This window comes from Ruania albidiflava DSM 18029 (genome assembly GCF_000421225.1).
Lineage (GTDB): Bacteria > Actinomycetota > Actinomycetes > Actinomycetales > Beutenbergiaceae > Ruania > Ruania albidiflava.
Map to the genome: position 1 here is coordinate 188,120 of NZ_ATWL01000007.1, position 23,446 is coordinate 211,565.

The window sequence follows — 23,446 nt, forward strand, 5'->3', positions numbered from 1 at the left end:
TGGAGATCCTGCTTCAGACCAGAGGCGCCAGGTGCTGGAACTGGCCGCGGATCGCTGGAACGGGACGGAGACCCTGATGGCACTGGAGACGGAACAGCAGTCCAACACGGCAGCAAAGATCCTGTACCGCCCGTTCGGGCTGGTCAGCAGCGTGATCGCCGGCCTGGTCGCGGGACAGATCTTCAAACAGGTGTGGAAACGGGTCGGCAACAGGGACCAGGGGGACCCGCCCGGAGCACTGGAGTCGGAGTACTCCTTCAAGGAAGTGGTCCTCGGCGCGCTGATCCAGGGTGCCATCTTCGCTGCGGTGAAGGCCGCAGTGAGCCGGAGCGGTGCCCGGGCCTTCGAACGCTGGACCGGGGAATGGCCGGGCGACTGAGCACCGCTGCGATTCCACCAGCCAGCCACCGATCACCGACAGGAGCATGGTCATGCTGACACCGCAGGCTCGCGGGCCGTTGAGCGACCGGGTCCTGGCTGCAATGCGCGACGGCGCCACAGCCCACCTGGTCCAGGTGCCGGAGGCGGAGGTCGCGGAGGACGCCCAGCTCACCCTCTGGGCGCTGTACGAGCAGCACTACCGCGGCTTCGACGACGTCCCGGCCGCACTGGAGTGGGATCCGCACCTCATCGCCGTGCGGCGGCACCTGGAGGAGGACTTCGAGCGCATCCTGCGGGACCGCACTCCGCCCGCTCCACACGCAGAACCGTTCGCCGAGACGTTCTTCGCCTACATCGCCGACCACGACGGGCCCTCTGTGGCAGCCCATGTACAACGGGCCGCGACCAGCGAGCAGGTGCGCGAGCTGTTGCGGCACCGCTCGATCTACCACCTCAAGGAGTCCGACCACACGACCTGGGCCATCCCGCGGTTGTCCGACCCGGTGAAGGCGGCCGTGATGGAGCTGCAGTTCGACGAGTACGGGTGCGGCGACCCGGACCGCCTGCATGCCCACCTGTTCGCCCTCGGCCTGGAGGCGAGCGGTCTACGGCGTGAGTACGGCAGCTACGTCGACGACGCCCCTGTGGAGATCCTGGAGCAGAACAACGCGATGTCGTTGTTCGGCCTGAACCGGCGCCTGCGCGCCGCATCCCTGGGCTTCCTCGCCGCGTTCGAGGCCACCAGCTCCACGCCGTCCCGACGGATGGCGCAAGGTCTGGACCGACTGGGCTTCCCGACCGCGATGATCGACTACTACCTCGAGCACGTCGAGGCGGACGCAGTGCATGAACAGCTTGCGGTACGCACGATCTGCGGCGTGCTGCTGCAGGAGGAGCCGGACCTGCTCGAGGACGTCTATTTCGGCGCCTGGACCAGCATGGATCTCGAGGACCGGTACGCCGAGCGGATGCTGCAGGAGTGGGCGGCATGAACCGGCCGGAGCGGACGGACCACCCGGACGTCATCCTGTGCCCGGACGGGCCGATGCTGCTCCGCGGCGACCACGTGGTGCAGGACGAGGACGGCCAGCAGCACCGCACCAGCCGCCCAGTGAGCGCCGTGTGCCGGTGCGGTGAGTCGATGATCCCGCCCTGGTGCGACGGGACGCACAAGGTCCTGAGTCAGCACTGCCGCCGCTGACGTCCGCTGACCCCACGCGCGAGCCGCACGAGACTGCGGCTCACCACACGTCGAGGGTGTACAGGTAGGACGTCCGGCGCGGTACACCGCTGGGCTTGGTCACCTCCCGGGACAGCACCCGGTACCGGGTCTTGGCAGCCGGGCTCACGGTGGTGGTCGCCTGGCCGTTCTTCACCGCGATGTCGCGGACCGTGCGCCAGCTACCGTCGGACATCTCTCGCTGGAGCCGGACTGTGCCAGTCACCCCGCCCTTCGGGCTGATCCAGCCGATGTACAGGGTGGTGTTCCGGCCCTTGGCGGTCTCCTTCGGACCGCTCAGGTCCAGGATGGCGCGGTCGTCCGGACCCACGCAGCGCAGCCGGTGCCAGTTACTGGTCCCGTTCGGGTGGCTGGTGTCGATCTGCTGACTCCGTGCACTGATCGCCCGGACCCGCCAGTAGGCGGTGTTCCGCGCGCCGACCACAGTGGAGCCCTCACCGTTGCTGACGGTGATGTCGCGGATGTTCTGCCAGGTGCCGTTGGCCCGGCGACGCTGCAGCCGGACGGTGCCGTTCACCGGCACGTCGTCGTACTCCCAGAGCACGACCAGCCGGCCGCCGGCCGTGGACACCTTCCCACCGGTCCCGGAGAGCCGGAGCTTCACCCGGTCAGCGAGAATGTCCTGCGTCCTGCTCCGGATAGTGCCTAGCTTCGCGTACAGGTACTGGCCCGGGCAGGCGGTGGACTTGGTGTCCCGGTGCCCGGAGATCACCGGCAGGTTGCGCGTACCAGCGTTGGTGTACCGGGCGGTGTTGCGGGCGTAGTGCACGCCGTGCACGTCGAACTTCCACGCCAGCAGCGCCGCGTAGGCGTTCAGCACGCTGCTGGGCACGCTGCGCTCTTGGAAGTTCCCGATCGCGGCCACGCCGAAGGACTGGGAGTTGTAGTACTGGGTGTGCGCCGCGACCACCGCCCGGTGCACACCGCCGTAGGCACCCTCCCAGATCCGACCGAACCGGTCGATGAGGAAGTTGTAGCCGATGTCGTAGAAGTCCCGGCTGAGCACGTGGTAGCGGTAGATCGACCGGATGATCCCGCGCACCTCGCCCGAAGAGTACGAGTTCGAGGTCGCCGTGTGGTGCACGAACCCGCCGCGCACGTCTCCGTACTGCACCCCGTCCTGGTTCTGCCGCAGCGACTCGTCGGCACCCCAGTTCGCCCGAGAGGCCATCGTCGGTTTGGGCACGATCCACCGACCGGGCAGCCCGGCGGCCGCCACCGTCGCGGTCGGCTCCGGGCCCGTCGTTGCCGCCTGGGACACCGGTTCCGGGTGGACCAGCGTCAGCTCCAGGTCGCTGGGCACGTCGCCGGTGACCGACACCTCCACCGCATCCGCGCTGCGCACCCACAGGGGTTCGGTGCCCGTGACCTCGGCATCGCCCGTCTGCTGCCCGTCCGCGGGAAGTGCAGTCCATGACGACCACACCCCATCGGTACGCACCCGCACGAACGGTTCCGGCTCAGCTGCACCGGTCCAGGTGAGTGCGACCAGCTCGAACGCCTCCACCTGCCAGGCTGCCGTGCTGCCGCCGCCGACGTCCTGCACCGGTATGCGGCTCACCCCCTGGTCCGAAGGGCCGTCCGGTGCGGACTGCAGCTCAGCCGGATCGGCATCGTCCGACGGGGCAGCGAGCGCGGCCGCCGCCGGGCCGAGGGCAAGGCCGGCGCCCGCCAACCCGATCAACGCCCCACGCCGGCTCAGTCCGGTGTGCTCTCCTGCTGCATGCTCATCGTCCCTGGGGAACTGTGCCATCGTCATCTCCCGTGACCTGATCGTGACCTCACCGTAGCGGCTACGTGGCCCGGGGCGCCGCAGGCACACGCCCGCGCTCCCAGGCCGCGGCGCGGTTACGATCGAGAGGTCCGCGCGCCGAGGCGCGGAAGAAGGAGGGAATCCGTGACCACCCCCATGGAGCATGCTCCCGCCGGCGAACCAGAGCCGGCGAACGACGTCCCGCTACGCTTCATCACGGCTGCCAGCCTGTTCGACGGGCACGACGCCGCGATCACCATCATGCGCCGCATCATCCAGGACCAGGGCGCCGAGGTGGTGCACCTGGGCCACGACCGGTCCGTCGCGGAGGTGGTGCGCGCCGTGCTGCAGGAAGATGCCGACGGCGTGGCCATCTCCTCCTACCAGGGCGGGCACCTGGAGTACTTCCGCTACCTGGTCGACTCCCTGGCCGAGGCCGGCGCCGGCCACGTGCGGGTGTTCGGCGGCGGTGGCGGCACGATCACCCACGAGGAGATCGCCGAGCTGGAGGCCGCCGGGGTAGAACGCCTCTACCACCCCGACGACGGGCTCCGGCTGGGCCTGACCGGCATGATCGAGGACCTCGTCGCCCGGACCGAGGCCGCCCGCCGCCTACCGTCGGCACCGGAGATGCTTCCGCACGTCGGGGAGGATGCCGCGATCGGCGGGTTGCTGACCGCCATCGAGGATGGCGTGCTTACTGCCGACGGCGTAGCCCGCCTTGGTCTGTCGTCTCGCCCAGGTGCAGCACCGGTGATCGGGATCACCGGCACCGGCGGCTCGGGGAAGTCCTCGGTGATCGACGAGCTGGTGCTGCGGTTCCTGTCCGCGTTCGAGGGCATCCGCATCGGGGTGCTGGCGGTGGACCCCACCCGCAGGCGGACCGGCGGCGCCCTGCTCGGCGACCGGATCCGGATGAACACGTTGCGTTCCGGGTGGGTGTTCTTCCGGTCGATGGCCACCCGGCGCCAGGATGTGAGCATCAACGATGTGCTGGCCGCCTCGATCCGGGCGATGCGGGCCTGCGGCTTCGATCTGATCGTCGTGGAGACCGCCGGCATCGGTCAGGGCGACTCCGCGGTGGTGGAGCTCGTGGACGTGCCCGTGTACGTGATGACCAGCGAGTACGGTGCCGCCAGCCAGCTGGAGAAGATCGACATGATCGACTTCGCCGACCTGGTGATCCTGAACAAGTTCGACCGCCGCGGCGGGGAGGACGCGCTGCGGGACGTGCGCAAGCAGTGGCGCCGCAACCGTCTCGCATTCGATGCTCCGGACGAGGAGATCCCGGTCTACCCGACCATCGCCAGCCACTTCCACGACGACGGCCTCACCCGCGCATTCGAGGCGCTCCTGAGCCGGCTCGGCGCGGACTGGACCAGCCACGAGCCGATCATCGGCGGCGGCGCCGGCGGCAGCCTCATCCCCGGCTCCCGGGTGCGCTACCTGGCCGAGATCGCCGAGGCCGGCCGCGACCTCGGCCGCAGAGTGACCGCCGAGGCGGAGGCGGCCGATGCTGCTCAACGGTACTGGACCAGCCTGCGGGACCTGGGTGACCCCGTGCTCCCGGAACCGTTGCAGACCCACCCGGGCTCCGCCGTCGAGCAGGACGAGACGCTGACCCGGCTGCGCCAGCTGTACGCCGAAGCGCTCGCACAGCTGAGCGAGGACTCTCTGGAGCTCCTGCGCACCTGGCCGGACCGGCTCGCAGCGCTCACCGCCGAGGAGGGCTCCTACCAGGTGCGGGGGAGGACGATCACTGTGGCGAACTACTCCACCTCGCTGTCCGGCACACCGTTGCCGCGGGTGGCCCCGCCCCGCTACCGCTCCTGGGGCGACCTGCTGCACTTCCTGCACCAGGAGAACACCCCCGGTGCCTTCCCCTACACCGCGGGCGTGTACCCCTACCGCCGACAGACCGAGGATCCCACCCGCATGTTCGCCGGCGAGGGGCCACCGGAGCGCACCAACCGCCGGTTCCACTACCTGGCTGCCGGGCAGGGTGTGGCACGGCTGTCCACGGCGTTCGACTCGGTCACCCTCTACGGGGAGGACCCGGCCACCCGCCCGGACGTCTACGGCAAGGTCGGCAACTCCGGGGTGTCCGTGCCCACGCTGGACGACATGAAACGGCTCTACTCCGGGTTCGACCTGTGTGCCCCGACCACCTCGGTGTCGATGACTATCAACGGCCCGGCACCGATCATCCTGGCGATGTTCTTCCACACGGCGATCGACCAGCAGGTGGAGAAGCACCTGCGTGCCGAGCCGGCGCGTTGGCAGGCGGCTCAGGACCGGATCCGCGAGGTGCTCGGGGGCCGGGAGCAGCCGGTGTACCGCGGCGAGCTGCCAGAGGGCAACGACGGACTGGGGCTGGCGCTCCTCGGCGTGACCGGGTCCGAAGTGGTCGATCACGACACCTACGCCCAGATCGCCGCCGACACGCTGGCGGCCGTGCGCGGCACCGTGCAGGCGGACATCCTCAAAGAGGACCAGGCGCAGAACACCTGCATCTTCGGCACCGAGTTCGCGCTGCGGATGATGGGCGACATCCAGCAGTTCTTCATCGACTCCGGGGTGCGGAACTTCTACTCAGTGTCCATCTCCGGCTATCACATCGCCGAGGCCGGGGCGAACCCGATCACCCAGCTTGCGTTCACCCTGGCCAACGGGTTCACCATCGTGGAGTACTACCTGGCACGGGGGATGGCGATCGACGACGTCGCACCGCACCTGTCATTCTTCTTCTCCAACGGGATGGACCCGGAGTACTCGGTGATCGGCCGGGTGGCCCGCCGGATCTGGGCGCGGGCGATGCGCGACCGGTACGGGGCCAGCGCCCGGGGGCAGATGCTGAAGTACCACATCCAGACCTCCGGGCGCTCACTGCACGCCCAGGAGATCGAGTTCAACGACATCCGCACCACGCTGCAGGCGTTGTATGCCAGCTTCGACGCCTGTAACAGCCTGCACACCAACGCCTATGACGAGGCGGTCACCACCCCGACCGAGGAGTCGGTGCGCCGGGCGGTGGCGATCCAGCTGATCCTGGCCCGGGAGTTCGGGCTGAGCGGCTGCGAGAACCCGTGGCAGGGCAGCTTCATCATCTCCGAGCTCACCGACCTGGTGGAGCAGGCGGTGTACACCGAGTTCGAGGCGCTCAGCCGGCGCGGGGGAGTGCTCGGTGCGATGGAGAGCATGTACCAGCGCGGCAAGATCCAGGATGAGTCCATGGTCTACGAGCGCCGCAAGCACGACGGGTCGCTGCCAGTCGTGGGGGTGAACACCTTCCTGCCCGCTGAGCATGCCGGTGAGATCGAGGTGGCCATCGACCTGGTGCGGTCCAGCACAGCGGAGAAGGACGACCAGGTCGCCTCGGTGACCGGCTGGCAGCAGGTGAGGAACGCCGTCGACCCGGGCGCGCTGAACCGACTGCAGGAGGTGGCCCGCACCGGAGGAAACACCTTCGCCGCCCTGATGGAGGCGGTGCGCAGCCACAGCCTCGGGCAGATCACCCACGCCCTGTACAAGGTGGGTGGCGCGTACCGGCGATCGATGTGACCCGACTTGTACATCGTTGAAGGGGCGCGTGTGCCCTGGGTATGATGTGCGCGTTCACACATCCGACGAACCCTCTGACACCGGAGTCCCGTTACATGTCTGCACCGATCCGCGCCATCATCAACGTCGACGTCCCGGGTCCGGTGATCAGCCGGCACGTCTACGGGCATTTTGCCGAGCACCTGGGCCGGTGCATCTACGGCGGGTTCTACGTGGGGGAGGACTCCGACATTCCGAACAAGGGCGGGATCCGGCTGGACGTGGTGCAGGCGCTGCGCGCGCTGCAGATCCCGAACCTGCGCTGGCCCGGCGGCTGCTTCGCCGACGAGTACCACTGGCGCGACGGGGTCGGTCCCCGTGCGGAGCGGCCGCAGATGGTGAACAGCCACTGGGGGGATGTGGTGGAGGACAACTCGTTCGGCACCCACGAGTTCATGGCCCTGTGCGAGCTGCTCGGTGCCGAGCCGTACGTGAACGGCAACCTTGGCTCGGGCACGGTGCGGGAGATGAGCGACTGGGTGGAGTACCTGACCCGTGGGGACGACTCCCCGATGGCCGCACTGCGCCGCGAGCACGGCCGCGACGAGCCTTGGCGGGTGAAGTTCTGGGGGCTGGGCAACGAGCCCTGGGGCTGTGGCGGCAACATGACGGCCGCACACTACGCCGAGGAAGCCCGCCGGTACGCCACCTACTGCCGTGACCACGGCGAGAATCGGCTGTACCGGATCGCTGCCGGCGCCAACTCGGACGACTACGCCTGGACCGAGACGTTGATGAAGGCGCTGAACCCGCTGGGCGGGTGCGGCCGTGACCCGCGCGGGCTGTACCAGGCAGTGTCAGTGCACTACTACACGATCCCCGGCACGTGGGACGACAAGGGCGAGGCGACGCAGTTCACCGAGGAGGACTACTACCGCACCCTGGTGCGGGCGGCGTTCACCGACGAGCTGCTGCGCAACCACTCGAACGTGATGGACTGCTACGACCCGGAGAAGAAGGTCGGGCTGGTGCTCGATGAGTGGGGCACCTGGTGGAACGTGGAAAAGGGCACCAACCCGGGGTTCCTGTACCAGCAGAACACGCTGCGCGATGCGCTGGTGGCCAGCACCCACTTCGACATCTTCCACGGCCACGCCGACCGGCTGGTGATGGCGAACATCGCACAGACAGTGAACGTGCTGCAGGCGATGATCCTTACCGACCCCGACTCCGGAGAGCTGGTGCTCACCCCCACCTACCACGTGTTCGAGATGAACGCTGGGCACCAGGACGCCGCCAGCCTGCGGGTGGACACCCCCGACGGGCTGCCGGTCCGCACAGTGGGTCAGGAGGAGCTGACGACCGTGTCCGCCTCCGCCAGCCGCAAGGACGGGCGCGTGCTGGTGTCGCTGTCGAACCTGGATGCGGCCGAGGACGTGGCAGTGCACCTCGACCTTCGTGGCGGAGCGGTCAGCGACGTGCAGGCACGGATCCTCAGTGCCGGTTCGCTCACCGCGCACAATGCCCCCGGGCACGCGACAGAGGTGGCGCCCGTGGCCCACGACGGAGTGTCGCGGACCGACGGCGGATTGCGGGTGGAGCTGCCGGCGCACTCGTTCGTCACCGTGAGTATGGCGGCCGACTCCTGATCAGACGGTCCACGGCCCGCTGACAGCAGTACCGCGGACCCTGGGGAGAAGAGCCCATCGGCGCGACTATGCGGGTGTACGACCGCCGTTTAGTATGGGCCCGTTCCTGCTCGCGCGCGGGGTGTGCGCTCATCCATGGGGAGAAACCTTGTCATACCGCTTCAACACACCGCCCGGCTGGCCGCGACCGCCACAGGGGTGGCGTCCTCCCGAGGGGTGGCAGCCCGACCCCGCCTGGCCGCCCGCGCCCCCCGGCTGGGAGTTCTGGGTCGCTGAAGCTCCGGGGGGACAGGATGCGCCCGGGAGCTACGAGGCGCCGGCCGCGCCCGCAGTGGATGATGATGCGGCCGAGGCCGATGCCACCGAGGCTGAGCGCGCGGCTGGTGCACCTGAGGTCGAGGACGTGGGAGAGCACGGCGCAGGCGAGGCGCCTGCTGCTGAGCCCGTGGATCCGCCGACCGAGGAGTTCATGGCCGAGCCGCCCACGGAGCAGTTCCCCGCCCAGCAGCCCACGGAGCAGTTTCCGGCCCAGCAGCCCACCCAGCAGTTCCCCGTCCAGCAGCAGGCCGGCGGTTGGGGCGGCGTGCCGCAGCAGCCCGGTCCCCAGGTAGCACCGCCTCCCGCCGCTGCGCAGGCACCGGGAGCTGGTCTGGGGAGCCCACAGGCTCCAGCACCGCAGGGACCGGCAGCCTCGGCGCCCGCTCAACCGCAGTGGGGCACTGCACCACCGAGCGAGGGTCATCCCGCAGGCGGCTACCAGCCTGCTGGTCCGCAGCAACCCACCGGCGGTTACTCGGCGGCACCGCCGCCAGGTTCCGGCCCGCAGTTCGGTGGCCTGTTCGACGGTCAGCAGCCGCAGCAGGCTGGGCCGTTCGACCCTGGCGACGCGCCAGCGAAGAAGAGCCGCACCCCGTTGATCATCGGCGGTATCGCCGCCGCCGTCATCCTGGTGCTCGCTATCGTGCTCGGCGTGCGGCTCATCGGCGGCGGTGACGACGAAGCCGGGGGCCCGGACCCCTCGCCGACCGCGCCCGCTACCCCGGACGCGACCGACGACGACCCGGCCAGTACGGACCCGGCCCACGATGATCCGGCGAGTACGGACCCGGCCGACGATGACCCGGCGGCCGGTGGCTCCGCGGGCGACATGGTCACCCTGCAGCCTGGAGAGGCCGGCGAGGTCCTGGGCATCACCGGTGATCCGGAGCTGACCGTCGCGGTGCTCAGCGTCGAGCGGAACTGGGAGCCCGAGGGCACCCAGGCGGTGATATGCGGTGAACCGAACTACGAGTACATCGCTGTCGAGCTCGAGTTCACCACGTTGCCCTCCCTGGCGGACGGCTCCGGCACCTACACGTTCGCGGGATTCGAGCTGGGGTTGGCGACCGAGCAGGGCACACCTCTGGATGCCAGCGGGATCGATGGGCTCTTCTGCCTCAGCCAGGACCAGCAGGCACCGTCCGACATGGCTCCGGACCAGACCTACACGGGGTGGGCTGTGATCGACGCATCGCCCGAGGCGGCGTCCATCACCTGGAACCCGTTCCTGGACGTCACCAGCCAGCAGCCCGTCTACGTCTGGAACCTGGCAGACTTCTGACCGATGACCGTTCGTGACATCCGCATAGTCGGCGACCCCGTGCTGCGCACCCCGTGCGAGGAGATTGCCACCATCGACGACCGCGTGCGCGCACTCGTGGCCGACCTGCTGGAGACGGTCGATGCCGACGGGCGCGCCGGTCTTGCCGCGAACCAGATCGGCGTCAGCCTGCGGGCCTTCTCCTGGAACATCGACGGCGAGCTCGGTTATGTGCTCAACCCGCGCCTGGTGGAGGTGTCCGAGCAGGAGCAGCACGGTGACGAGGGCTGCCTGTCCGTTCCCGGGCTCTGGTACCCGACCACCAGAGGAGCCTATGCCCGGGTGACGGGCATGGACGTGGACGGGAACGCCGTCGACGTGGCCGGCGAGGGACTGATGGCTCGCTGCCTGCAGCACGAGTACGACCACCTGGACGGCAAGCTCTACCTGTCCCGGTTGACCGGCCCGGTGCGCAAGGATGCCCTGCGTACTGTGCGGGAGAAGTTCTGACCAGGGCGACAAAACGGCCGATCTAAGGCATAATCGCAGCCGTACGCCGCGAGCGGTTCTTGGAAGTGAACGCGCGAGATCGTTGGGGAAGACGCATCTCGACCGGTCACAGAAGGGAACAGCATGTCAGGTCAGAGCACCCGCGGTGTTGTTTTCGTGCACTCATCGCCTCGCGCGTTGTGCCCGCACGTGGAGTGGGCCACCGGGTCCGTGCTGAACGCCCGGGTGGCGTTCGACTGGACCCCGCAGCCCGCCGCGCCCGAGATGTTCCGGGCCGAGCTGTCCTGGACCGGTGTGTCCGGTACCGGGGCACGGTTGGCGTCGGCGCTCCGCGGCTGGAATCACCTGCGCTATGAGGTGACCGAGGAAGCCAGCCGCGGGGTGGACGGCGGCCGCTGGAGCCACACCCCGGAGCTGGGCATCTTCCACGCCCAGATCGACACCCACGGCAACGTCGTCGTCCCCGAGGACCGGGTGCGGGCAGCGATGGCCCACGCCGGAGAGCCCGCGCGGATGCGCCACGAGCTCGAGCTCGCCCTCGGTCAGGCGTGGGACGACGAGCTGGAACCGTTCCGTTACGCCGGTGCCGGGGCGCCTGTGCGCTGGCTGCACCGGGTCGGCTGACCGGCCCCGAGGAGGAGGACGGTCGCAGACTACTCAGCGGCGCGGCAGGAGGGGCCGCGCCGCTGAGTTCTGTCTCCCCACCCCTCGCGAACGCAAGGTTAGGCGGCCGACACGCCGCCGCAGGCCGCAAACCAGGGCGTTCGCGAGTGGAACCCGGTCAGCTGCTGGCGACCACCAGGGCCACGTTGTGCCCACCGAAGCCGAAGGCGTTGTTCACCGCGGCGATCTGACCCTGGGGCAGCTCGCGCGGGGTGTCGCGCACCAGGTCGATCTCCAGGTCCGGCTCCGGGTCGGTGACGTTGATCGTCGGCGGAGCGGTGCGGTGGTGCACCGCCAGCACGGTCAGCAGGGACTCCAGCGCGCCGGCACCACCGAGCAGGTGCCCGGTCATCGACTTGGTCGCCGAGACCGCCACGTGGTCGGCCTCAGCCCCCAGGGCGCGGCGGATCGCAGTGGCCTCCACGCCGTCGCCGGCGGGGGTGGAGGTGGCGTGCGCGTTCACGTGCACCAGGTCGGCGGTAGACACCCCGGCGTTCTCCAGGGCCAGGCGCAGCGCCCGCTCCTGCCCGGCACCGCTCGGGTCGGGTGGTGCGATGTCGTAGGCGTCGGCGGTCATCCCCACACCGGCCACCCGAGCGTAGACGCGGGCACCGCGGGCCCTGGCGTGCACCTCGCTCTCCAGCACCACCACGGCTGCGCCCTCGCCGAGGACGAACCCGTCCCGGTTCACGTCGTAGGGCCGGGAGGCACCGGCGGGGTCGTCGTTGCGGGTGGACAGGGCCTGCATCTTCGCGAACGAGGCGATCGGCAGCGGGTGGGTGGCGGCCTCGGTGCCGCCGGCCACCACCACGTCGGCTCGCCCGGTGCGGATCATCTCCAGGCCGTAGCCGATCGCCTCCGCCCCGGAGGCGCACGCGGAGACCGGGGTGTGCGAACCGGCCTTCGCGCCCAGCGCGATGGAGACGTATGCGGCGGGGGAGTTGGGCATCAGCATCGGGACGGTCAGCGGCAGGACCCGGCGCACCCCCTTCTCCTTGATGGTGTCCCAGGCGTTCACCAGGGTGGTGACCCCGCCGATACCGGAGGCGACCACGGCACCCAACCGTTCGCCGTCGACCTCCGGCTCCCCGGCATCTGCCCACGCCTGCCGGGCGGCGATCATGGCGAACTGTGCGCTCGGGTCCATCCGGCGCATCTCCTGGCGGGTGAGCTTCTCCTCGGCGGGTACGGCGAGCTGCCCGGCGAAGGTGACCGGCAGGTCGTACTGGCTCACCCAGTCCTGCTCCAGGGTGCGCACCCCGGACCGTCCGGCGAGCGCCCCGTCCCAGGTCGCGGCCGTGTCACCACCGAGCGGGTTCGTGGTGCCGAGGCCGGTGACCACGACGTTCGTCTGGTCCGTCATGAGGGTCTCCAAGGATGTGTCAGGTGCTAAGCGTCGGGCGCGTACCCGCAACAGAGCACGCGCCCGACGGCGGCGGGATGCTCCCGGCGCCAGGTGGTGGCCCCGGCCGGAGGAACGCAGTGTGCGCCCGGGGCCGGGGCGGGGTCAGGACTGTGCCTGGACGATGTACTTGACGGCGTCACCAACGGTGGCGAGGTTCTTCACCTCTTCGTCGGGGATGCGCACATCGAACTTCTCCTCGGCCAGGGTGACGATCGTCATCATGGACAGGGAGTCGATGTCCAGGTCGTCGGTGAAGGACTTGTCCGCCTGGACGGCGTCCGTCTCCAGACCGGTCTCCTCGTTCACGATCTCAGCCAGGCCGGCCAGGATGTCCTCTTCGCTGTGCGCCATCATTTCTCCGTTTCTCGATTGACACGCTTTGTTCAGTGCGAGCGGGACCAGTGTCCCCGACTCGCGGGTGCTGCTGCCACTGCGGCACGCGGCAAGGTTCGGGTTGTCCCGGTGGTGTGCGCCACGATCACGGCAGCACCACCACCTGCGCGGCGTACACCAGCCCGGCGCCGAAGCCGATCTGCAGGGCGATGTCGCCGCTCTTCGCCTGCCCCTCGCGGAGCAGCCGTTCGGTGGCCAGCGGGATGGAGGCGGCCGAGGTGTTGCCGGTGTCGGCGATGTCCCGGCCGACCACCACGTCCTCGCGGAACTTCAGCAGCTTGAGCAGCTGGTCGGTGATCCGCATGTTCGCCTGGTGCGGCAGGAACACGTCGATGTCGCTCATCTGGAGCCCTGCTGCGGCCACTGCCCGGCGGGCGATGTCCGGCATCGAGGAGATCACCCACTTGAACACGGTCGGACCCTGCTGGCGCAGCGTGGGCGTGGTCATCGCGCTGACCTCCTCGGCCAGCTCCGGGGTGGGCGGTTCTGGCTCGCCCATCTCCTGGCGCCGGTAGTCCAGCCAGGACCGGGTCTGGTAGATGGCGTCCGCCTTGCCGCCGTCGCTGCCCCACACGGTCGGGGCGATGCCGGGGGTCTCGCTGTGGCTGACGACAGCGGCGCCGGCACCGTCCCCGAGCAGGAAGGAGATGGTCCGGTCGCTGGGGTCGATGAAGTCGCTCATCTTCTCCACGCCGATCACCAGCACGTGCTCGGCCGTGCCGGCGCGCACCAGCGCATCGGCCTGGGCGATGCCGTAGCAGTAGCCGGCGCAGGCGGCGGAGATGTCATAGGCAGGTGCCGGGGTGGCGCCGATGGTGTCTGCCACCAGCGCGGCCAGCGAAGGGGTCTGCTCGAAGTGGGTGACCGTGGATACGAGCACGGCCCCCAGGTCAGCTCCGGTCAGTTCGGCCTTGGCCAGCGCATCCTCAGCGGCACCGACCGCGAGGTCCTTGACCGAGACCTCCCGTCCGGCCCGCGCCCGGGTGCGGATACCGGTGCGCTGGGTGATCCACTCGTCCGAAGAGTTGATCGGGCCGATGATGTCGTCGTTGGGTACCAGCGTCCCGCCACGCATACCGCCGACGGCGAGGATGCGGCTGGCCGGCACCGGTACCGGCTGGGCGAGGGTCGGCTTGGTCATCGGGTCTCCTCGGTGCTGCGGGTGATCAGGTCGGCGGCGGCGTCCAGGTCGTCTGGGCTCTTCAGGGCAACAGTCTCCACCCCGCGCATGCTCCGGCGGGCCAGGCCCGCCAGCACGCCGCCGGGTGCCAGCTCGACGGCGCCGCTCACCCCGCTGTGCCGGATCGTCGCCTGGCACAGGTCCCACCGCACCGGGGAGGAGATCTGTGCGACGAGGCGCTCCAGCGCCTGGCCGCCGGAGCTGACCGGTGCGCCATCGGCGTTGGACAGCAGCTGCAGCTGCGGGTCGTGGGCGGTCACCTGCTCGGCCTCGCTGCGCACGGTCTGCACTGCAGGGGCCATGTGGTCGGTGTGGAACGCACCGGCTACGGCCAGCGGGATCACCCGCGCGCGTGCCGGTGGGTCGTCCGCCAGCGCCTGCAGGTCGCTGAGCAGCCCGGCTGCCACCACCTGGCCGCCGCCGTTGACGTTCGCACCGACCAGGTGGTGGGCGGCCAGCGCGGCCTCGACGTCCTCCGGGGCACCGCCGACCACTGCGCTCATCCCGGTCGGGGCTGCCTCGGCGGCCTCGGCCATCGCCCGGCCCCGGACCCCTACCAGGTGCAGCGCGTCCTTCGCGCTGAGCACCCCGGCCGCAGCTGCGGCCGCGAACTCACCCACGGAGTGCCCGGCGCTCACCTGCGCCCACGCAGACCGCGCCCCGACCCGTGCCTCCAACGCGTGCAGGCTGACCAGGGAGGTGGCCACGATCAGGGGTTGGGCCACCTTGGTGTCCTTGATCGCCTCCGCGTCTGCGGTGGTGCCGAGCGTGTGCAGGTCGAGGCCGGCGGCGTCACTGAGCTCGGCGAGCAGGTCGGTGGTGCCGTCCAGCTCGAGCCACGGCGCGAGCATGCCGGGAGTCTGGGCGCCCTGACCAGGGCTGAGCAGTGCGATCACACATTTCACCTTTCCGCGTGCGGCCCGGCACCGAGCACGACGGATCGCACCAGGTTGCCCGGAGGGGTTTGTCCGAATCCTACAAAGCGACGCCACCGGCGAGCTGACCAACAGCGATCGCGATCTGCAGCACGAACCCTTCCCGGGCGTCCACCGGGTCCCAGCCGGTGACCGTCGCGATCCGGCGCAGCCGGTAGCGCACGGTGTTCGGGTGCACGTACAGCAGCCGGGCCGTCGCCTCCAGGGAGCGGCCTTCGTTCAGGTAGGTGCTCAGTGTGGTCAGCAGCGGGCCGCCGACCTTCTGCAGCGGTTCGTAGACGTCGGTCAGCAGGGTCCGGCGGGCGTCGTTGTCGCCGGTGAGCACCCGTTCGGGGAGCAGCTCGTCGGCCATCACCGGTCGCGGGGCCGACGGCCAGGCGCGGGTGGCCTGCAGCGCGCTGAGCGCGGCCCGGGCCGAGCGACCAGCCTCAGCCAGCTCGGGCACCTCGGGGCCGATCACCACCGGCCCGGACCCGAACCGGGGCAGCAACGCAGTGGCCTGCTCGCGCAGGTTTCCCTCCCCGCCGAGCACCACGATCAGCCGGTCGCCCTGGATGCCGACCAGGGCGTCCTGCGCGGCGCGACGCGCGGCCCTGCGCAGCTCGGCGGCGCCCACCTCGTCCAGCGGGTCGTCGGCGGTGCCCACCATCACCAGCGCGCTGCCGCGCCCTGCCCACCCGAGGGCTGCGACGCGGGAGTGCAGCGAGTCGTCCGGGTCTCCGCGCAGCAGGGAGTCCACCACCAGGGCTTCCAACCGGGCATCCCAGGCGCCGCGGCTCTCCGCAGCGCGGGCGTAGACCTCTGCAGCAGAGAAGGCGACCTCGCGGGAGTACAGCAGCACCGCCTCGCGCAGCGCGGCTCGCTGCCCGGGGGCGGCCAGGTCCTCCGTGTGCTGCTCGACCACCTCCACCACGATCCGCACCAGCTGCAGCGTGTGCTGCAGGGAGATCGACCGGGTCAGCTCGGGCGGTGCGGCGCGGAAGATCTCGCCGGCGTTGTAGGCGCCCCGGCCCTGGTTCTCGTACCAGGCGATGAAGCTGGCGATACCGGACTGGGCCACCAGGCCGATCCAGGAACGGTCCTCCGCGGGCAGCGCGCGGTACCAGGTGAGCTCGGCGTCCAGGCGGCGTAGGGCGGCCGCGGTCAGCAGGTCGGTGCCGCCGCGCAACCGGCGGACCATCTCTCCGGTGGCGGCCGCGTCGGGCGGTGCAGCATCGCCGGGAGAGGGGGCCATGGCCTGAGGATACGAGCAACAGCGTTTGTGGGAAACCCACAAAGCGGTAGCCGTGGTCAGGATCACCGCACCGGGCGGCGCTCGAGCCGCGGTGGTGCCGGCACACCGCCTGCCGGATCTGGCACGGACAGACCGTTCCTGGACGCGCGGACGGTTCCCGCAGGCATGGGTGGAGCACGTCCGGTGCGTGGTCGTGACGGGCTGCTCACCAGGAGGAGGTCAAGCCTTGGCGCTAACCTGACGCTATGGGATGGCGCGACCGGATCCGCAGGGTGTTCCGCGCTGCACCCGCAGTGCGCGGGCCGCAGCGCCGGCAGAGCAGTGCTCCGCTCCCACCGGATGCGGCCCGGGAAGACCACCTGCGCGCCGTGCTCGCCGAGGACCCGAACGACGTGCCGGCGTTCAACGAGCTCGCCGAGATCGTCCGTCGCCGCGCCGCCGAGGTCGCACACCCGGACCCGCTCGCTGCGGACACCGGGCCGATCACCCGCGCGAAGGCAGCGGACACCGCACACTGGGCGCTGGCCGAAGAGCTCGCGGGCCGGCCCAGCGGTTGGTACGGACTGGTCGAGATGGCCCGGCTGTCGCTGGAGGACGACCGGGAGGGAGCCATGCGCCGGCTCGGGGCCGCATGTGAGCGGGACCCCAGCGGGCGGGCCCTGCTGGAGGGGGTACGGATGCTGCGCGAGGCGCACCTGCCCAGCGAGGCGCTCGGTCTGGGCGTCGGGCACTGGTCCCCGGCCGAGCACGACCCGGAGGCCGGTCGGCAGATCGTGCAGGCAGCCCTGGACGCCGACCGGCCCGCGGATGCCCGCCGGCACCTGCGCGACCTGGCCGAGCTGGGCAGCGGGCAGCACCGCACCGCCCGCGTGGTCGCCGAGCTGGAGCCCTTCGTCCGGGCTGCTGAGGCGACAACCAGCGCCGACTGACCCACCGGCCACCCACAGGCGAAGTTGCTCGTCGATCCGGCTAGCCACAGTGACCGGATCGACGAGCTGATTCCCCTGACCAAAAACGACTTGTCGATCTGGCTACGAATCGTGACCAGATCGACGAGCCATTTCGCCGCGGGGGAGGGGAGGGTCAGCTGTCGCCGCCGGCCGACCCCGTCGTGCCCGCGGTCACGTCCAGCAGCTGGTACTTCTCCACCGCCTGCGCCGGCGCCGAGGCGTCCACCTCACCGCGCTGGGCCAGGGCCTGCAGTGCGCGGGTGACGATCGACTCGGTGTCGATGAGGAAGTGCCGGCGCACCGACGGGCGGGTGTCGGAGAAGCCGAAGCCGTCCGCACCGAGCGTCCAGTAGTCGCCCGGCACCCACGCCCGGATCTGGTCCGGAACCTGGAAGTCGTAGTCCGAGGTGCCCACGAACGGGCCGTTGGCACCGGAGAGCTTCTGCGTGACGTAGGCCTGACGCTGCTGACCACCGGGGTTCACGAACGCCTCCCGGTCGGCCGCCAGAGCGTCCCGGCGCAGCTCGTTCCAGCTGGTCACCGACCACACCCCGGCCCGCACACCCCAGTCCTCGGCGAGCACGTCGCGCGCCTTGAGCGCCCACGGTACCGCCACACCAGAGGCGAGCAGCTGGACCTCGGGGCCGTCGCCGTCGGCCGGGGCCGCGAGCTGGTAGATGCCCTTGAGGATGCCCTCCACGTCCACGTTCTCCGGCTCGGCCGGCTGCAGCATCGGCTCGTTGTACACGGTGAGGTAGTAGATGACGTCCGGGTTGCGGTCGTCCTCGCCGAACATCCGCTGCAGACCGTCCTTGACGATGTGGCGGATCTCGTACCCGTAGGCAGGGTCGTAGTGCACCACAGCGGTGTTCGTGGAGGACAGCACGGGGGAGTGCCCGTCGGCGTGCTGCAGACCCTCACCGGTGAGCGTGGTCCGCCCAGCAGTGGCGCCGATCAGGAACCCGCGGGTGAGCTGGTCCCCGGCGGCCCAGAACTGGTCACCGGTGCGTTGGAACCCGAACATCGAGTAGTAGAAGTAGAACGGCACCATCACCTCGCCGTGCGTGGCATAGGAGGTGCCGACCGCCTGGAATGCTGCTGCAGATCCGGCCTCGGTGATACCGGTGTGCATCAGCCCACCGGACTCGGACTCCTTGTAGCTCAGCAGCAGGTCCCGGTCCACGGGCATGTAGTTCTGCCCGGTGGTGTTGAAGATCTTCAGGCTCGGGAAGATCGCGTCCAGGCCGAAGGTGCGCGCCTCGTCCGGGATGATCGGCACGATCCGCTTACCGAACTCCTTGTCCCGCAGCAGGTCCTTGAACAGCTGCACGAGGGCCATCGTGGTGGCGACCTCCTGCTGTCCGGAGCCCTTGGCGAGCCGCTCGTAGGCCTTGTCACCAGGCAGGTTCACCTGGGTGTACTTGGAGCGGCGCTCGGGTAGGAAGCCGCCGAGCTGGCGGCGCCGGTCGAGCATGTACTCGATCTCCGGCGCGTCCTTGCCTGGGTGGTAGTACGGGGCGGTGAAGGGGTCCTCGAGCTCGGAGTCCGGGATCGGCAGCCGCAGCGAGTCGCGCAGCAGCTTCAGGTCGTTCTCCTTCAGCTTCTTCATCTGGTGCGTGGCGTTCCGCCCGGCGAATGCGGAACCGAGACCGTAGCCCTTGACCGTGTGCGCGAGGATGACCGTCGGCTGACCGGTGTGGTTCATCGCGGCGGAGTAGGCGGCGTAGAGCTTGCGGTAGTCGTGCCCACCGCGCTTGAGCGCCCAGATCTCGTCGTCGGTCATGTTCTCCACCAGCGCCTTGGTGCGCGGGTCGCGACCGAAGAAGTGCTCCCGGATGAACGCCCCGTTCTCCGCCCGGTAGGTCTGGTAGTCCCCGTCCAGGGTCTTGTTCATCAGGTTCACCAGGGCGCGGTCCTTGTCCGCCTCCAGCAGGGCGTCCCACTCCCGGCCCCAGACCACCTTGATCACGTTCCACCCAGCACCCCGGAACGAGGCTTCCAGCTCCTGGATGATCTTGCCGTTGCCGCGCACCGGACCGTCCAGGCGCTGCAGGTTGCAGTTGATCACGAAGGTGAGGTTGTCCAGCTGCTGCCCGGCGGCGAAGTGGGCCAGACCGCGCGACTCCGGCTCATCCATCTCCCCGTCACCGAGGAACGCCCATACGTGCTGCTGCGAGGTGTCCTTGATCCCGCGGGCGTGCATGAACCGGTTCGTCCACGCCTGGTAGATCGCCGAGGCTGGGCCCAGACCCATGGAGACGGTCGGGAACTCCCAGAAGTCGGGCATGTTGTGCGGGTGCGGGTAGGACGGCAGCCCACGACCACCGGCGGGTCGGGACAGCTCCTGGCGGAACCCGTCCAGGTCTGCCTCGGAGAGCCGGCCCTCGAGGTAGGCGCGGGCGTACATACCGGGGGACGCGTGCCCCTGGAAGTAGATCTGGTCACCACCACCAGGGTGGTCCTTGCCGCGGAAGAAGTGGTTCAGGCCCACTTCGTACAGGGTGGCCACCGAGGCGTAGGAGGAGATGTGCCCGCCGACTGCGATGTCCGGACGCTGCGCCCGGGTGACCATCACTGCGGAGTTCCAGCGCAGGTAGGCGCGGTAGCGGCGCTCGACGGCTTCGTCGCCAGGGAAGTACGGCTCGTCCTCGACCGCGATGGTGTTCACGTACGGAGTGGTCATCGCCGACGGCACGGCGACCTGACGCTCCCGTGCTCGCTTGAGCATGTTCAGCAGGATGTACCGTGCCCGTGGTCCGCCGCGGTCGTCGATCAGACCGTCCAGCGACTCGAGCCACTCGCTGGTCTCGTCCGGGTCGATGTCCGGAACCTGGCTGAGCAGGCCGTTGATCAGAGGTCCGGCCTCGTTGCGTGACGTCACGACTCTCTCTTCTCTCCGCGCCCGGTGAGGCGCTAGCGACAAGCCCCGGCCGGCAGGTCTCGGTGGCTGGGGCTACGGTGACGCTCCCATTGTCATGCCTTGACGCGGGCGCGTCATCTTCTTGTGGTGTGAGATCCGTGACACCACTGTTCCGTATGGTGGCAGCCATGCCGCGAGGGAGGAATCTGGGTCATTGTGTGCCGAACTGGTGTGTCGGCCTGGGTGCCCCCGGTACGGTGTGGGGATGAGCACACCGCTGCCGACCGGGCGCGGTGGACGACGAAGAGAGGACACACGTGGCAGCGACCACGAACGCCGCGGGCAACAGCGCAGGCGTCCGTTTCGGAGTGAAGGCTGGGCAGGTCGTCCAGGAGTTCGGCTACGACGACGATGTCGACTCGGGCCTGCGTAGCGAGCTGGAGGAGGCCACAGGCACCGAGCTCGTGGACGAGGAGTACGACGACGTCACCGACATGGCGCTGGTGTGGTGGCGTGAGGACGACGGTGACACCCACGACCTGACCGACCTGCTGGTGGACACGCTGACGACCCTGGAGGACGAGGGGCTCGTGTGGGTGCTCACCCCGAAGGCCGGCCGGCAGGGGCACGTGGGTGCACCAGAGGTGGACGAGGCCGCCCGCACCGCCGGGCTGCACAGCACCAGCACCATCTCCGCCTCCGAGCACTGGAGCGGCTTCCGGCTCACCTCGCGTGGTCGCGGTCGGTGAACGACGGCGAAGCCTCACCTTCTGCAGGAGAGGTCGCCCCGGGTTTTGCCGCACCGGACGTGCACGGCGCGAGGCTCTCGCTGGCTGGCCTGCACGGTCGGCCGGTGCTGCTGGTGTTCGTACCGTTCGCGTTCACCCCGGTGTGCACCGATGAGGCGGCGGCGCTGCAGCAGGCCTGGCCGCGCTGGCGGCAGCAGGGTGTGCGGGTGGTGATGGTCGCCTGCGACGCGGTGCCCACGCTGCGTCGTTGGGTCGAGGAGCACGGGGTCGACTTCGACGTGCTCTCCGACTTCTGGCCGCATGGCCGCATCGCGCGCGCTTATGGCGCATTCTCCGAACGCGACGGCGCCGCTGACCGGATCAGTGTGCTGGTCGATGCCGACGGGCTGGTCCGCTGGCGCACCAGCGCGCCGCGCGGCACGGCTCGCCCAGTGGCCGACTACGAGGCGGCGATCGCGGGTCTGCTCGGGGGAGTGACGCGGTGACCTTGCAGCTGCCCAACGGACCGTTGGCCATCGCGCACCGCGGCGGTGCCGGGCTGCCCGCGAACGAAGGGATCGAGAACTCACTGCGGGCGGTGGCCCACGCCGCTGAGCTCGGTTACTGGTACATCGAGACCGACGTGCAGGCGAGTGCCGACGGTGAGGCGTTCGTTCTCCATGATGCCGACCTGGACCGGGTGGCCGGCCGGGACGTGGCCGTCGGTGATCTCACCGCGGCCGACGTGCGAGCGATCACCCTCAGTGGCGGGGAGTCGATCCCGACCTTGGCTGAGCTGCTCGAGGAGTTCCCGGCGCTGCGCTTCAACATCGACCTGAAGTCCGACGCAGTGGTCGCACCAGCACTTCGTGTGCTGCGCGCAACGGGTGCGACCGAGCGGGTGGTGCTGGCTGCGTTCAGCCACCGACGTCTGGTGCGGGTGCGCCGGCTGCTGCCCGGAGTGGCCACGTCTGCCTCGCCGGCGGAGATCGCGGCGCTGCGGTTCGGCCGGCTGCCGCTGGCGGCACGCGCCGGGGCGGTGGCCTTCCAGGTGCCGATCCACACCACGGTCCGGGGGCGGAGGGTGCGGATCGTCACTGACTCCTTTATTGCCCGCGCGCACGCGCGGGGCCAGCAGGTGCATGTGTGGACGATCGATGACGCGGACACGATGCGCACGCTGTTCGCTCAGGGGGTCGACGGCATCGTGGCCGACCGGATCGACGTGCTGCGGGACGTCCTCGCCGAGCGGGATCAGTGGCCCGCCCCCGGGCAGTGGCACTGACGGGCCGGACCGAGGTCGCGAGCGTCTGTGGGATTGGTAGGCTTACCCTCCGCCAGGGCCTATAGCTCAGTTGGTTAGAGCGTCGCGTTTACACCGCGGATGTCGGGGGTTCGAGTCCCTCTGGGCCCACGTAAAGTTGAACGTTCGAACCTTGCCCCGCTTGATCGCGGGGCAAGGTTCTTTCGTTGTGCGGCCTGGTCGCGGCGAGGATGGCGGCGATGGCCTGCTTCGGTTCGAGGGCTGCGTGGTCGTCGTCATCGATGGTGATGCGGTCGAACAGTGCCCGGTTGAGCATCCGGCGTTCGGCGGGTTCGGCCTTGGTATAGACGTCGCCGATGTCGGTGAGGAGTCCGAGGATCGCGTCGAGTCCGATCGTGGCCTTGTCGTAGGTCGTCTCCAACGTGTCGAGCCGGCTCGTGATCGCTTGTAGGCTCGCGCGGATGCGGTCCTGTTCGGTCTTGAGCAGGTCGAGCGGGATCGCGTCGGCGTAGTGGGCTTGGAGGAGCTTGACCTGTTCGGCTTCGAGTTTGGCCTTCTGCTCGGCGAGCAGCTTCTGCTCGTCGCTGGTCGACTCGGCGAGCGTGTCGAAAACCTGCCCCAGCACCGCCTTGATCCGCGCCGCTTCGTCCTCGGTGACGGAGATCTGCTGGTAGGCGCGTTCGATGGACTGTTCGACGCGGTGGACGAGGGCGGCGGTGCGCTGGCAGTCGTTGCTCTTGAACCGTCGGCCGGTGCAGGTGAAGTAGTCGTAGGCGACGCCCTGGTGGTTGCGGGGCCGTTCGAACATGAGCCGCTTCCCGCAGGCGCAGTAGATCGAGCCTTTGAGGTAGTGGTCGTACTTCTGCGGCTTGTCGCCCACGACGTGGTTCTGGGTGAGGATCGTCTGCACCTGCTCGAACGTCTCCGGGCTCACGAGCGGTTCATGGGTGCCGGGGTAGGTGACCTCGCGGAAGGTGACGATTCCCTGGTAGTAGGGGTTGGTGAGGATCTTGTGCAGGCCGGTCGTCGTGACCGGCTTCGCGGGGAACGTCGGCGTCGGCCTCGTGGTCAGGCCCCGTGTTTCCAGCTCGCGGGCGAGCTTCGAGAGTGACCAGTCGCCGGTGGCGTAGGCGGTGAACGCGAACCGCACGAGCTCGGCCCGGTCGGGGTCGAGCTGCACGT

20 protein-coding genes and 1 tRNA gene are annotated in these 23,446 nt (G+C 69.6%); 13 read left to right on the forward strand and 8 right to left on the reverse strand.

All coding sequences use genetic code 11. From position 1 onward, the window contains the following. Positions 1-76: 76 nt before the first annotated feature. From K338_RS0110515 to K338_RS0110525, 3 genes are read left to right on the forward strand one after another with little or no spacing between them, the layout of a single operon-like run. On the forward strand, positions 77-379 hold the full coding sequence (locus K338_RS0110515) for a DUF4235 domain-containing protein (RefSeq protein ID WP_027286708.1): 303 nt from the start codon (positions 77-79) through the stop codon (positions 377-379). Positions 380-431: 52 nt separating this feature from the next. Beyond that, positions 432-1,373, forward strand: a complete 942-nt coding sequence (locus K338_RS0110520) for an iron-containing redox enzyme family protein (RefSeq protein WP_022918133.1) — start codon at positions 432-434, stop codon at positions 1,371-1,373. Next, positions 1,370-1,582, forward strand: coding sequence for a CDGSH iron-sulfur domain-containing protein (locus K338_RS0110525; RefSeq protein ID WP_022918134.1), 213 nt, complete (start codon positions 1,370-1,372; stop codon positions 1,580-1,582). The genes K338_RS0110520 and K338_RS0110525 overlap by 4 nt, the downstream gene beginning before the upstream one ends. 40 nt (positions 1,583-1,622) lie before the next feature. Here the strand turns inward: K338_RS0110525 and K338_RS24475 are convergent, their stop codons facing one another. Next, complete coding sequence (locus tag K338_RS24475; protein ID WP_211218215.1) at positions 1,623-3,374, reverse strand: N-acetylmuramoyl-L-alanine amidase; 1,752 nt, start codon at positions 3,372-3,374, stop codon at positions 1,623-1,625. 144 nt (positions 3,375-3,518) lie between these two features. Between K338_RS24475 and K338_RS0110535 the strand changes: the two genes are divergently transcribed. The 5 genes from K338_RS0110535 to K338_RS0110555 all read left to right on the forward strand — a co-directional run bounded on the left by K338_RS0110535 (position 3,519) and on the right by K338_RS0110555 (position 11,276). Then, positions 3,519-6,935 (forward strand): methylmalonyl-CoA mutase family protein, encoded by a 3,417-nt coding sequence (locus tag K338_RS0110535; RefSeq protein WP_027286709.1) that lies wholly within the window; start codon positions 3,519-3,521, stop codon positions 6,933-6,935. A 95-nt stretch (positions 6,936-7,030) separates the two neighbouring features. Continuing rightward, on the forward strand, positions 7,031-8,563 hold the full coding sequence (locus K338_RS0110540) for an alpha-N-arabinofuranosidase (protein ID WP_022918137.1): 1,533 nt from the start codon (positions 7,031-7,033) through the stop codon (positions 8,561-8,563). Positions 8,564-8,894: 331 nt separating this feature from the next. Continuing rightward, positions 8,895-10,163: a hypothetical protein gene (locus K338_RS0110545; RefSeq protein WP_022918138.1), complete on the forward strand. Its 1,269-nt coding sequence runs from the start codon at positions 8,895-8,897 to the stop codon at positions 10,161-10,163. Between the two features lie 3 nt (positions 10,164-10,166). Next, positions 10,167-10,652 (forward strand): peptide deformylase, encoded by a 486-nt coding sequence (gene def, locus K338_RS0110550; RefSeq protein WP_022918139.1) that lies wholly within the window; start codon positions 10,167-10,169, stop codon positions 10,650-10,652. Between the two features lie 123 nt (positions 10,653-10,775). Further along, complete coding sequence (locus K338_RS0110555; RefSeq protein ID WP_022918140.1) at positions 10,776-11,276, forward strand: DUF3145 domain-containing protein; 501 nt, start codon at positions 10,776-10,778, stop codon at positions 11,274-11,276. A 157-nt stretch (positions 11,277-11,433) separates the two neighbouring features. Here the strand turns inward: K338_RS0110555 and K338_RS0110560 are convergent, their stop codons facing one another. The 5 genes from K338_RS0110560 to K338_RS0110580 all read right to left on the reverse strand — a co-directional run bounded on the left by K338_RS0110560 (position 11,434) and on the right by K338_RS0110580 (position 16,462). Beyond that, the gene (locus K338_RS0110560; RefSeq protein WP_022918141.1) at positions 11,434-12,678 is read right to left on the reverse strand and encodes a beta-ketoacyl-[acyl-carrier-protein] synthase family protein; all 1,245 of its coding nucleotides are present in this window, start codon (positions 12,676-12,678) and stop codon (positions 11,434-11,436) included. Positions 12,679-12,822: 144 nt separating this feature from the next. After that, complete coding sequence (locus K338_RS0110565; protein ID WP_027286710.1) at positions 12,823-13,071, reverse strand: acyl carrier protein; 249 nt, start codon at positions 13,069-13,071, stop codon at positions 12,823-12,825. A gap of 127 nt (positions 13,072-13,198) precedes the next feature. After that, positions 13,199-14,254 (reverse strand): beta-ketoacyl-ACP synthase III, encoded by a 1,056-nt coding sequence (locus K338_RS0110570; protein WP_022918143.1) that lies wholly within the window; start codon positions 14,252-14,254, stop codon positions 13,199-13,201. Continuing rightward, positions 14,251-15,189, reverse strand: coding sequence for an ACP S-malonyltransferase (locus tag K338_RS0110575; RefSeq protein WP_022918144.1), 939 nt, complete (start codon positions 15,187-15,189; stop codon positions 14,251-14,253). The genes K338_RS0110570 and K338_RS0110575 overlap by 4 nt, the downstream gene beginning before the upstream one ends. Positions 15,190-15,268: 79 nt before the next feature. Then, positions 15,269-16,462, reverse strand: a complete 1,194-nt coding sequence (locus K338_RS0110580) for a PucR family transcriptional regulator (protein ID WP_022918145.1) — start codon at positions 16,460-16,462, stop codon at positions 15,269-15,271. A gap of 245 nt (positions 16,463-16,707) precedes the next feature. Between K338_RS0110580 and K338_RS21910 the strand changes: the two genes are divergently transcribed. Continuing rightward, the gene (locus K338_RS21910) at positions 16,708-17,391 is read left to right on the forward strand and encodes a hypothetical protein (protein ID WP_022918146.1); all 684 of its coding nucleotides are present in this window, start codon (positions 16,708-16,710) and stop codon (positions 17,389-17,391) included. A 154-nt stretch (positions 17,392-17,545) separates the two neighbouring features. On the opposite strand, the gene aceE is transcribed toward K338_RS21910, so the two are convergent. Further along, positions 17,546-20,293 carry a pyruvate dehydrogenase (acetyl-transferring), homodimeric type gene (aceE, locus tag K338_RS0110590; protein ID WP_022918147.1) on the reverse strand — a complete coding sequence of 916 codons (2,748 nt, stop codon included), beginning with the start codon at positions 20,291-20,293 and terminating at the stop codon, positions 17,546-17,548. A 296-nt stretch (positions 20,294-20,589) separates the two neighbouring features. Here aceE and K338_RS0110595 point away from each other — a divergent pair, with 296 nt between their 5' ends. The 4 genes from K338_RS0110595 to K338_RS0110610 all read left to right on the forward strand — a co-directional run bounded on the left by K338_RS0110595 (position 20,590) and on the right by K338_RS0110610 (position 22,414). Further along, on the forward strand, positions 20,590-21,021 hold the full coding sequence (locus tag K338_RS0110595; protein ID WP_022918148.1) for a DUF3052 domain-containing protein: 432 nt from the start codon (positions 20,590-20,592) through the stop codon (positions 21,019-21,021). Next, positions 21,018-21,506: a redoxin domain-containing protein gene (locus K338_RS0110600; RefSeq protein WP_022918149.1), complete on the forward strand. Its 489-nt coding sequence runs from the start codon at positions 21,018-21,020 to the stop codon at positions 21,504-21,506. Before K338_RS0110595 ends, K338_RS0110600 begins: the two co-directional genes overlap by 4 nt. After that, positions 21,503-22,285 (forward strand): glycerophosphodiester phosphodiesterase family protein, encoded by a 783-nt coding sequence (locus K338_RS21915; protein ID WP_022918150.1) that lies wholly within the window; start codon positions 21,503-21,505, stop codon positions 22,283-22,285. Before K338_RS0110600 ends, K338_RS21915 begins: the two co-directional genes overlap by 4 nt. 55 nt (positions 22,286-22,340) lie before the next feature. After that, a tRNA-Val gene (locus tag K338_RS0110610) sits at positions 22,341-22,414 on the forward strand. Here K338_RS0110610 and K338_RS26590 read toward each other — a convergent pair. Then, on the reverse strand, positions 22,374-23,444 hold the full coding sequence (locus K338_RS26590; protein WP_211218219.1) for a recombinase family protein: 1,071 nt from the start codon (positions 23,442-23,444) through the stop codon (positions 22,374-22,376). The two genes, K338_RS0110610 and K338_RS26590, sit on opposite strands and share 41 nt — an antisense overlap. Positions 23,445-23,446: the final 2 nt, after the last annotated feature.

Coding starts and splice junctions, on each gene's coding strand:
- K338_RS0110515 (WP_027286708.1), top strand. CDS start 77: ATGGCACTGGAGACGGAACAGCAGTCCAACACGGCAGCAAAGATCCTG.
- K338_RS0110520 (WP_022918133.1), top strand. CDS start 432: ATGCTGACACCGCAGGCTCGCGGGCCGTTGAGCGACCGGGTCCTGGCT.
- K338_RS0110525 (WP_022918134.1), top strand. CDS start 1,370: ATGAACCGGCCGGAGCGGACGGACCACCCGGACGTCATCCTGTGCCCG.
- K338_RS24475 (WP_211218215.1), bottom strand. CDS start 3,374: ATGGCACAGTTCCCCAGGGACGATGAGCATGCAGCAGGAGAGCACACC.
- K338_RS0110540 (WP_022918137.1), top strand. CDS start 7,031: ATGTCTGCACCGATCCGCGCCATCATCAACGTCGACGTCCCGGGTCCG.
- def (WP_022918139.1), top strand. CDS start 10,167: ATGACCGTTCGTGACATCCGCATAGTCGGCGACCCCGTGCTGCGCACC.
- K338_RS0110555 (WP_022918140.1), top strand. CDS start 10,776: ATGTCAGGTCAGAGCACCCGCGGTGTTGTTTTCGTGCACTCATCGCCT.
- K338_RS0110560 (WP_022918141.1), bottom strand. CDS start 12,678: ATGACGGACCAGACGAACGTCGTGGTCACCGGCCTCGGCACCACGAAC.
- K338_RS0110565 (WP_027286710.1), bottom strand. CDS start 13,071: ATGGCGCACAGCGAAGAGGACATCCTGGCCGGCCTGGCTGAGATCGTG.
- K338_RS0110570 (WP_022918143.1), bottom strand. CDS start 14,254: ATGACCAAGCCGACCCTCGCCCAGCCGGTACCGGTGCCGGCCAGCCGC.
- K338_RS0110580 (WP_022918145.1), bottom strand. CDS start 16,462: ATGGCCCCCTCTCCCGGCGATGCTGCACCGCCCGACGCGGCCGCCACC.
- K338_RS21910 (WP_022918146.1), top strand. CDS start 16,708: ATGGGATGGCGCGACCGGATCCGCAGGGTGTTCCGCGCTGCACCCGCA.